This is a genomic window from Streptomyces sp. NPDC048255 (assembly GCF_040652415.1).
Lineage (GTDB): Bacteria > Actinomycetota > Actinomycetes > Streptomycetales > Streptomycetaceae > Streptomyces.
The window spans coordinates 16470-26138 of the sequence record NZ_JBEZMA010000053.1 but is presented as its reverse complement, the minus strand read 5'-3'; the positions used below and the strand labels follow the sequence as shown (position 1 = coordinate 26138).

At 70.6% G+C, this 9669-nt stretch carries 11 protein-coding genes; 6 read left to right on the top strand and 5 right to left on the bottom strand.

The window, feature by feature from the left end:
- The first annotated feature begins 152 nt into the window (after positions 1-152).
- Genes AB0D94_RS30005 through AB0D94_RS29985 form a run of 5 tightly spaced genes read left to right on the top strand, consistent with a single transcriptional unit; the run spans position 153 to position 5385 of the window.
- Positions 153-995: a zinc ABC transporter substrate-binding protein gene (locus tag AB0D94_RS30005; protein WP_362058077.1), complete on the top strand. Its 843-nt coding sequence runs from the start codon at positions 153-155 to the stop codon at positions 993-995.
- Between the two features lie 6 nt (positions 996-1001).
- Positions 1002-1886: an ATP-binding cassette domain-containing protein gene (locus AB0D94_RS30000; protein ID WP_362058011.1), complete on the top strand. Its 885-nt coding sequence runs from the start codon at positions 1002-1004 to the stop codon at positions 1884-1886.
- Positions 1883-2809, top strand: a complete 927-nt coding sequence (locus AB0D94_RS29995) for a metal ABC transporter permease (RefSeq protein ID WP_362058008.1) — start codon at positions 1883-1885, stop codon at positions 2807-2809. The genes AB0D94_RS30000 and AB0D94_RS29995 overlap by 4 nt, the downstream gene beginning before the upstream one ends.
- Before the next feature lie 45 nt (positions 2810-2854).
- Positions 2855-3154, top strand: coding sequence for a DUF1490 family protein (locus AB0D94_RS29990; RefSeq protein WP_362058005.1), 300 nt, complete (start codon positions 2855-2857; stop codon positions 3152-3154).
- Positions 3155-3156: 2 nt separating this feature from the next.
- Positions 3157-5385 (top strand): cation-translocating P-type ATPase, encoded by a 2229-nt coding sequence (locus AB0D94_RS29985; RefSeq protein WP_362058002.1) that lies wholly within the window; start codon positions 3157-3159, stop codon positions 5383-5385.
- Between the two features lie 5 nt (positions 5386-5390).
- Here AB0D94_RS29985 and AB0D94_RS29980 read toward each other — a convergent pair whose 3' ends face one another.
- On the bottom strand, positions 5391-6518 hold the full coding sequence (locus AB0D94_RS29980) for a hypothetical protein (protein WP_362057999.1): 1128 nt from the start codon (positions 6516-6518) through the stop codon (positions 5391-5393).
- Between the two features lie 218 nt (positions 6519-6736).
- Here AB0D94_RS29980 and AB0D94_RS29975 point away from each other — a divergent pair, with 218 nt between their 5' ends.
- The gene (locus tag AB0D94_RS29975) at positions 6737-7780 is read left to right on the top strand and encodes a helix-turn-helix transcriptional regulator (RefSeq protein WP_362057996.1); all 1044 of its coding nucleotides are present in this window, start codon (positions 6737-6739) and stop codon (positions 7778-7780) included.
- Here the strand turns inward: AB0D94_RS29975 and rpsR are convergent.
- The 4 genes from rpsR to rpmG form a co-directional block, all read right to left on the bottom strand.
- Complete coding sequence (rpsR, locus tag AB0D94_RS29970) at positions 7734-7970, bottom strand: 30S ribosomal protein S18 (RefSeq protein ID WP_362057993.1); 237 nt, start codon at positions 7968-7970, stop codon at positions 7734-7736. The two genes, AB0D94_RS29975 and rpsR, sit on opposite strands and share 47 nt — an antisense overlap.
- A 68-nt stretch (positions 7971-8038) precedes the next feature.
- Entirely contained in the window at positions 8039-9151 is a 1113-nt protein-coding gene (locus tag AB0D94_RS29965; RefSeq protein ID WP_362058074.1) for a GTP-binding protein, read from the bottom strand.
- A gap of 26 nt (positions 9152-9177) precedes the next feature.
- Positions 9178-9426, bottom strand: a complete 249-nt coding sequence (locus AB0D94_RS29960; RefSeq protein ID WP_362057990.1) for a type B 50S ribosomal protein L31 — start codon at positions 9424-9426, stop codon at positions 9178-9180.
- A gap of 28 nt (positions 9427-9454) precedes the next feature.
- Entirely contained in the window at positions 9455-9619 is a 165-nt protein-coding gene (gene rpmG / locus AB0D94_RS29955; RefSeq protein ID WP_362057987.1) for a 50S ribosomal protein L33, read from the bottom strand.
- Positions 9620-9669: the final 50 nt, after the last annotated feature.

Below are 9669 nucleotides of genomic sequence, written 5' to 3'. Positions count from 1 at the left end.
GGAGATACTGCAAGTGATGACCGTTTCGGTTTCCCTCCGGCAGGGAGGACGCCATGCGCGTCTCCTCAGTGCGTGGTGCGCGTGCGCTGGCCGGGTTCACGACGGCGCTGGCCCTCGCCTGGTGCACCTCGGCCGGTGCCGGTGCCGACCCGATGGCCGACGGGCGGCGAGCGGCCCCGCCGGCCGCCATCCCGGTGGTCGCCTCCACCGACGTGTACGGGGACATCGTCGAGCGGATCGGTGCCGACCGGGTCGATGTCGTCTCGATCATCAGCGACCCGGCGCAGGACCCCCACTCGTACGAGGCCAGTACCCGGACCCAGCTGGAGCTGTCCAAGGCGAAGGTCGTCGTCGAGAACGGCGGCGGCTACGACGATTTCATCGACCGGATGCTCCGCAGCTCGGACAACTCCTCGGCTGACGTGATCAACGCCGTGGACGTTTCGGGAAAGGCCGCTCCCGCGGGCGGGCAGCTGAACGAGCACGTCTGGTACGACCTCCCCACGATGGGCCGGCTCGCGGACCGGATCGCGGCCGCCCTGGCCCGGGTCGAACCCGCTGGCACGGGCACCTTCCGCGAGAACGCCGAGGAATTCCGGGACGAGCTGACGGACCTCCGGACCCGGACGGACCGCATCAAGGCGGAACACGCGGGCATGCCGGTCGCGGTCACCGAGCCGGTGCCGTTGTACCTGACCGAGGCCTGCGGCCTGGTGAACCGGACTCCCACCGCGTTCAGCGAGGCCGTTGAGGAAGGAGACGAGGTCTCCCCCCGGACCCTGCGCGAGACCATCGCGCTGTTCACCGGCGGCAAGGTCGAGGCGCTCGTCTACAACGGTCAGACGGCGGGGCCCCAGACCGAGAAGGTCAAGAAGGCCGCCGAGGACCACCGCATCCCCGTGGTCTCCGTGACCGAGACGCTCCCCGCAGGCCAGGACTACATCGGTTGGATGACCGCGAACGTCGACGCGCTCCAGGGCGCCCTGAGCCGGTGACGTGTCGTGGACCGTACGGAAGCCGTCGCGCCGCTCACCCAGCCGGGACCCGCTCCCCGGACGGACGAAGCCTCCGCCGCACCGGTCATCAGGCTGCGCGGGTCAGCCCTTGCCCATGGCGACCGAGTGATGTGGTGCGATCTGGACCTCGACGTACGTCCCGGCGAGTTCCTGGCGGTGCTGGGGCCGAACGGCTCGGGCAAGACCAGCCTGCTGCGTGTGCTCCTCGGCCGCCTGCCGCTGACGGCGGGCACACTGGAGGTTCTGGGCCTGCCGCCCCGGCACGGCAGCCGGCACGTCGGGTACGTGCCGCAGCAGAAGGCCCTCCCCGCCCACACGATGCTGCGAGCCCGGGACCTGGTACGGCTCGGCATGGAGGGACACCGGTGGGGGATGCCGATCGCCCCCGGCGCCGTCCACCGCCGCGTCGAGGAGATCCTGGACTCCGTAGGAGCCCTGCCCTACGCGGACGCACCCGTCGGCCTGCTGTCGGGCGGCGAACAGCAGCGCGTCCGCATCGCGCAGGCCCTGGCCACCGACCCGCGGATCCTGCTGTGCGACGAGCCCCTGCTCTCCCTGGACCTGCAACACCAGCACACGGTCACCGCGCTGGTGGACGAACGGCGCCGCCGCGCCGGAACCGCCGTCGTCTTCGTGACGCACGAGATCAACCCGGTGCTCGGTCTCGCCGACCGTGTGCTGTATCTGGCCCCGCGCGGATTCCGGATCGGCCCGCCGGACGAGGTGATGACCACGGCCGCCCTGTCCGAGCTGTACGGGACGCAGGTCGACGTGGTCCGCGTACGGGGCCGCATCGTCGTGGTGGGGGCACCCGACACGGCCGGCCCGCACCACCCCTCCTCCACCACCAATGGCGGTGGACGGCCATGAGCGGACCGTGGCCGCTGGCCGAAGGCGGTGGGGACGGCGGCGTCTGGCGGCAGATCTTCAACTTCGAGAACTACGGCGACCTGCTGGCCCTGGTCCACAACTCGCTGCTGGCCGGGGTCCTGCTGGGGCTGGTGGGCGGGTTGGTCGGGGTGTTCGTGATCATGCGTGACCTGCCCTTCGCCGTGCACGGGATCAGCGAGCTGTCGTTCGCCGGTGCGTCGGCGGCGCTGCTGCTGGGGGTGAACATCGTCGCCGGCTCCATCGTGGGTTCCCTGCTGGCGGCGGCCGCCATCGGCGTGCTGGGGGTGCGTGCCCGGGACCGGAATTCGATCATCGGCATACTCATGCCGTTCGGGCTGGGCCTGGGTGTGCTCTTCCTGTCCCTCTACAAGGGGCGGACGGCCAATAAATTCGGGATCCTGACCGGTCAGATCATCGCGGTCGACACCCCGCAGATGGCATGGCTCCTCGGCACGTCCGTCGTGGTGCTGGCCGCCCTCGTGTTCCTCTGGCGGCCCCTGACCTTCGCCAGCGCGGACCCGGAGGTCGCCGAGGCCAGGGGCCTGCCCATCCGTACCCTGTCGCTGGCGTTCATGCTGGTCCTCGGGCTCGCGGTGGCCCTGTGCGTCCAGATCGTCGGAGCCCTGCTCGTCCTCGCACTGCTCGTCACCCCGGCGGCCGCCGCCGCCCGGCTCACGGCCTCCCCGGTGCTGCTGCCGGTGCTGAGCGTCGCCTTCGCGCTCGTGGCGATGGAAGGGGGCATCCTGCTCGCCCTGGGCAGCACCATCCCGATCAGCCCGTACGTCACGACCATTTCCTTCGTCATCTACCTGGCGTGCCGACTGGCGAGCGGCCGGCGGGCCGCCCAGGGGGCTTCGGCCCGGGCTCGGCTCGACCCGGTGGGCGCGGCGGGTCCACACTGAGAGGGAGGTCCGGCGCGCGTTCGGCGCGCACGGAAGGAGTTGCTCATGCACCCCCTCGCGATCGCCGCTACGGCAGGCGGCAAGCTGGCCCATTACGCGATATCCGGCGTGGTGGGCGGCCTGATCATCAAGAACGCACCCGCTGCGGCCCCGGCCGCGCGCAAAGCACTGGTCAGCGGTCTCGCTGGCGGGATCGTGGCGAGCAGGTGGCTGGCCTCGGCGGCGGAGGAGGCCCGGCTGAAGGCCGGTGACATGCTGGCCGAGGCCCGTACGACGCTCGGTGAAGAGGTGCCCCCGCCGTCCGCGGTCACCGTCAACCACGACGATCACGGACACGAGCACTGACCATGTCGACCGTCGTGGTCTGCTCGGTGGCCGCGGGCCGCGTCCGGCTGTCAGTGCCCTGGCTGAGAGCACGGCCCGGCTGCGCGGGCCTCGTCGACGACCGGTTGACCGGCATCAGCGGCTTCCGCGCGCTGCGGATCTTCCCGCGTACCGGCAGCGTCGTGATCTGGGCGGCCCCCGACCACCTGAACGTCGAGCAGCTCGTCGAGGCCCTTGAGGAGGCCCCGCCCGCGGCCGTGGTGGCGGCCAAGCCCTCCCGGTCCCTGCCCGACACCTCCACCGGAGAGGTGGCCCGGCTGGTGGTCGGCGGAGCGGTCCTGGCCTTCGTGGCGCTGCGGCGCCTGCTGGGCAGGCCCCGGATCTCCTTCGGATCCTCCGGGGTGCTCGGCGTGGTGACCGTCTTCACCGGTCTGCCGTTCTTCCGGGGCGCCCTGCGCACGCTGCGCGGCCGGAGCAGCCCGGGCACGGACACGCTGGTCACGGCGGCGACGGTCATCTCCCTCGTACTCCGGGAGAACGTGGTCGCCCTCACCGTCCTGTGGCTGCTGAACATCGGTGAGTTCCTCCAGACCCTCACTCTGCGCCGCACGCGCCGCGCCATCGAGGAACTGCTCACGATCGGCGACGAGCGTGTGTGGCTCGTACGTGAGGGCGTCGAGCTCGAGGTCGATCTGGAGACCGTGGAGCCCGGCGACACCGTTGCCGTGTACGAACACCACCGCATCCCGGTCGACGGACACGTGCTCACCGGCGAGGCCCTGGTGGACCAGGCGGCCGTCACCGGTGAGGCGCTGCCCGTCTACTCCAGGGAAGGCGCCCACGTCTACGCCGGCACCATCGTCACTTCCGGGTCACTCACCATCCGCGCGGACTCCGTCGGCCGGGACACCACGGTCGGCAGGATCATCAGCCGGGTCGAGGAGGCCCAGTCGGACCGGGCGCCGATCCAGACCGTGGCCACCCGCTTCACCCAGCGCTTCGTCCCCGTCTCCTTCGCCCTGGCCGCACTCACCTACGTCGTCACACGCGACGCGCGGCGCGCGATGACCATGCTGCTCATCGCCTGCCCCTGCGCGGCGGGACTCGCCACCCCGACCGCCATCAGCGCGGCCATCGGCAACGGTGCCCGCCGCGGCACCCTCATCAAGGGCGGCACCCACCTGGAGGGCATCGGCCGGGTCACCGCAGTCGTCTTCGACAAGACCGGCACCCTCACCTTCGGCCGCCCCCTGGTCACGAGCGTGGTGACCCTCAGCGAGGAGGTCACCGCCGACGAGGTGCTGAGCCTGGCCGCCTCCGGCGAACTACACGCACGCCACCCGCTCGCCCAGGCCATCGTCGCCCGCACCGAGGAGCAGCACCTCCACGTGCCGATCCACCAGGCGTGCGAAGTCGTCCTCGGGATGGGCATGCGGGCCGAACTCGACGGAACCCGCCTCCTCGTGGGCAGTCCCGCCCTCCTGCGCCAGCACGGCGTCGACCTCACCGAGGAAGCTCAGGGCTGGACCGAACGGCTGCGCGCCGGCGGCGAGACCGTCATCTGCCTCGCCCACGACCAGGACCTCATCGGCATGCTCGGCGTCTCCGACGCCGTGCGGGCCGGCGCCGAAACCGTCGTCCAGCAGTTGCGCGACCTGGGCGTCGCCCGCCTCGTCCTGCTCACCGGAGACGCGCAGGAGACCGCCCAGGTCGTCGCCGACACCCTCGGGATCACCGAAGTCCACGCCCACGCGCTCCCGGAGGCCAAACTCCAGCTGATCCGGGACCTCCAGGCCGAAGGCCACACCGTCGCCATGGTGGGCGACGGCACCAACGACGCCCCAGCCCTCGCCCTGGCCGATGTCGGCATCACCATGGGCGAGCACTCCTCCCACGTCGCACTGGAGACCGCCGACATCGCACTCGCCGGCAACGACCTGCGCCAGGTCGCCGCCGTCGTGGAACTGAGCCGCCACACCCTGCGCGTCGTACGTCAGAACTACGGGCTCGCGATCGGCGTCAACCTGCTGGGCCTGGTCGCGGGAGCCGGCGGTTCCATGAATCCCGTTCTCGCGGCCCTGTTGCACAACACGAGCAGCATCGCGGTGGTCGGTAACTCGGCACGCCTGGTCAACCACACCCCGCACCTGCCCCGCGTGGGTGACGACGTCCTGCGGCGGGCCCCGCTGGAGGAGCGCCGCGTGGCCCACCACGATCCCGCGGGCCACGCCGGCACCAAGTCCGAGCCGTAGGCCACTCAGATGCGCATGAACCCGGTGAACGTCACCACGGAGCCCGAGAGGAAGCGTCCGCAGTAGTACAGCCTCCCGTCATCCGCGATGACGGCCGCGTGCTGCGTACCCCCGACGACAGCGGCTCCCGGACTACCGGCCGCGTTGATGCTGGGGAAGGGCAGGGTGTGCACGCCGTTCTCCAGCACCGTGATCGGCCCGTACACCCCCGTGTGCTGCCAGACCTGGGGAACGTGGGGAGAAGAGTTCACGGCGGCCGGATCGCCGAACCTACCGCTGTCCGATACGGTCAGCCTCGCCCACGCCGGATCGGTGGCATCGGAGATCTGCTCGCTGGCGATCAACTGGCTACCGGCATTGATCATGTAGACCACGAAGCGATTGCCCTTCAAGGCGGGCGCCGGCTTGCTGGTGATCGTTTCGCTGCCGATGTTGTACTCCCAACGAGGCTGGGCGGCGTCGAAGTTCGTTTCCTCGAAGCGGTACAACCGGTCGTCCATGCCCCGCACGAACACGTTCACCATGCCGCTCGGGGCTCGCAGGACGGCAGGGTCCCCTTTGAAGTGCCCTCCGTCCCGGCGGCGGATGTCGTAGTCGTCGCTGTTCGGGCCACGGCTACGGAACATGAAGGGAGCATTGCCGTCCCCGCGGAAGTAGATCACTTGCCGGTTGTCGGCTGCGCGTACGGCTGCCGGGGCGCTCTGGGCGGAGCCACCCAGCGACCGCCAACTGCTCCAGGTCCCGAAGCTGGTGTGGTGCACCTCCTTCACCGTGTTGTCGACGCCGCGCGCGTACACCTGGAGGCGGCCGTCCTCCCGGACGATGGCGGTCACACCGGGCTGCACCTCGTTGTTGCCGCCGATGCCGTCCCAGCCGTGGAACCCGGTGCTGGTGCCGACGGCATTCTTCTCCTTGAAACTTCCCCGCGCGTTTTCCCAGTTGTGCCACAGCTTGCCGTTGCCGTCCACGGCGAACACTTCGAGCCGTCCGTCCGGATTGACGGCGAAGGCCGGTGTCTGGACGGGGAAGACGGGCTGCTGTCCGACGGCTGCGGCAGGCGGGCCCAGGACCCCCAGGCCCGCGGCCGCGAGCACGGCCGTGCAGAAGAGAGCGAGTAGGCGGTGAACCAGCATCAAGACCCCTCCTTCGTGTCCTGGTTTAACGCTCCCCGAACCGCGCAGCGAGGACCAGCGGCAAAGGATGCAGCCGCAGCAACATGCAGTGGCCGGCCAGTGCATGTCCGCGCGCTCGCCCGCGGGCCGGAGGGGCCCCCGGAGCGCAGAAGACCCCCGCACTCCAGGTCGCCGGAACCATGGGTTTCGCGACGGCAGGGGCCTGGCATGCTCCGTTGGTGACGACCAACCCACTGGCCTTGTGGGGCATCGACGACACCGCTCTGAGTGCCTACGAAGCCACCTTGGCAGGGCCCGACCGCTGCCCGGCCGACATCGCCGCTGAGCTGGGTCTCCCGGTAGAGCGAACAGCCGCCGCGCTCGCCCGTCTGACCAGCCTGGGCCTCGTGCACAGCGAAGACGGACGCTTACGGGCCGGCCGGCCCTCGACCGCCGTCGCCCGGCTGGTGCGCGACAGGCTCCACGCCGCTGCGGCGGACGCGGCACGTGCCGCTGAACTCCTTGGTGCGATGGACAGGTTCACCGATCTCTACGCGTCGGCCACGGACCCGCCCGGTCCCCTGGTGACGGTGCGGGACCTGTCCGAGCACTGGCAGCGGGCGTCAGCCACCGCTGCCGCCCACGCCTGTGTGGAGAGTCTGTCGGTCAACCCCGACGCCGGGACATTCGAGATGCTCACCCCCGACTATCTGCCGCGCTTCGCCGAACTCCTCCGAGAGGGCACCGTCACACTGCGGTGCATCGTCACCGTGGACCAGCTGCACGCGCCGGTTCCGCAGGCCGCGATCGGCGCCCTGACCGAGGCGGGAGCAGAGTTTCGCGCCTCGGTCGCACTGCCGAGCTGGTTCCACATCCTCGGTCCGCACTACGCCGGAGTTCCGCTGGTCTGGGGTCACGATCCCTCGGCCGATGGAATGGCCCACCACCTGGTCCAGGCTCCAGCGCTGGTGGCGGCGCTGCGTGCGCTGTTCGAGGAGCTGTGGTGCAAGGCGACACCCGTCCCCTGCGCACCGGGCGCGACCCGCGACCCGCGCGGAGTTCTGCGCCTGCTCGCCCAAGGGCTCACCGACGAGGCCGTCGCCCGCCGGCTGGGTGTGTCCGTACGGACGGTGCGACAACGGGTGTCCGAAGCGATGGACGAACTCGGCGTCCGCACCCGCTTCGCGGCCGCTGCGGCCGCCGCCCGGAACGGCTGGTTCGACCAGGACTTCTCCGCTACCGGCCGGCGTACGGGAGAAGGGCCATCTCGCGGGCGTTCTTGATGGCCTGTGCGAGCCGGCGCTGCTGCTGCGCCGTGACGCGGGTGACCCGGCGGCTGCGGATCTTGCCCCGGTCGGAGATGAACTTGCGGAGCAGGTCGGTGTCCTTGTAGTCGATGTACGTGATTCCTGCCGTGTCCAGCGGGTTGGGGCGGGACTTCAGCGGCTTGCTGGGGGAGGGGCGGCGGGCCATGGGTGTTCCTCGGGGTGCGGGGCTCGGGGTGTCGGTGAGTGGGGCAGTGGGGCAGTGGGGCGGAAGGGTCAGGAAACGGAGTCGAGCAACGGGCCGAAGGCGGCGGGGAGCCGCTTCCACGCTTCCCGCCCGGCCGTGTACTCGGCTTCGGTCAGGAGGCAGGAATCCAGGAGCTGTTCGATCCCGTCGCGGTCGAGGCCCGGTGAGGTGAAGACCAGGTGCTGGCAGCAGTCGCCGTGCTCGGGGTCCCAGTCGAGGGCGGCCGCGGCCTGACGCATGGCGGGGACCAGGTCCCAGGCGGCGTCGGGGAGCGAGGCCAGCCAGGGGCCGGCGTTCTCGACGCACAGCGCGCCACCGGCGGCTTCCCAGGCGAGGAGGGTGTCGGGACGGTCTGCGAGCCAGAACCGGCCGCGGCTACGGGCCGCAGCGCACGTCAGGTCCTCCAGGGCCTGGTAGAGCCGCTCGGGGTGGAACGGCCGGCGGCGCCGCCATACGAATGTGGCGACTCCGGCCTCGTCGGCCTCCTGGGGGAGGAGCGCGCAGGCGGGGTGCTGGGCGGCGGCGGCCGTCTCCACGTCGAAGCCGGCGAACGCCGAGCGGGCGAGTTCGCGGGAGTCGGTGGACAGCTGGAGGGCCGTCGGGTGCAGCTGGGCGAGCAGGGCGCGGTCCTCGTCGTCAGCCTCTTCGCTGTCGGCGATGGCGAGGACCGGCGCGTATTCGAGCTGACGGGCCCAGGTGTCCCCGACGGTCCGCTGGTCGGTGGCCGCGGCGGCGAGCCCGGCCTCGGCGAGGTCGTCCCCGTTTCCGAGGCAGGGCAGGACGAGCGCGGGGTCAACGGCGGTGATCACGTTGGTGAGTTCCAGTGCGTCACCGGCATGGGCGGCCACGACCTCGGCCATCGCCCTGGGCTCGACCGAGTCCCAGAGTTCCACCACGGCCAGGCGGGTCAGGCCACCGGCGGCCAGCCGCACCAGCTCGGGGACCAGGTCCTCGCGCAGCGCGCAGCAGGCGCAGTCGTTGACCAGTGGAGTCTCGTCGGCGGACACCTCACCTCCCGAATCGCGCAGCGTGCGAAGCACGTTGCCGCTGGCAGCCGAGGACAGATCGTGGTGCAGGGCGATGCTTCCCGGCACGGCGCGCAGCAGGTGCTCGACGGTCTCCTTGCGCGCGTCGGTGTGCATGCCGCCGACGATCACGACGGGGAGGGTCACTTACTCCCTCCGTAGCGGCGCTCGAAGCGTTCGACGCGTCCCGCGGTGTCCAGTACCCGTGCGGTGCCGGTGTAGAAGGGGTGGCTCTGCGAAGAGATCTCGACGTCGATGACCGGGTAGGTGTTGCCGTCCTCCCACTCGACCGTCTTGGTGCTCGTAGCGGTCGAGCGGGTCAGGAAGGCGAAGTCGGCGGCCTTGTCACGGAAGACGACGGGTCCGTAGGCGGGGTGGATTCCAGGCTTCATGGGATGGCTCTCTCTGGGGGAGGAGGGGTCAGCGCTCTTCGCGGAAGTCGACGTGCCGGCGGGCGACCGGGTCGTACTTGCGCAGGGTCATCCGGTCCGGGTCGTTACGCCGGTTCTTGCGGGTGACGTAGGTGTAGCCGGTGCCGGCGGTGGAGCGGAGCTTGATGATCGGGCGTACTTCGTTGCGTGCCATGGCCTCAGTATACGATAATGGAAATCATTGTCAATAAGAGCTGTAAAGCC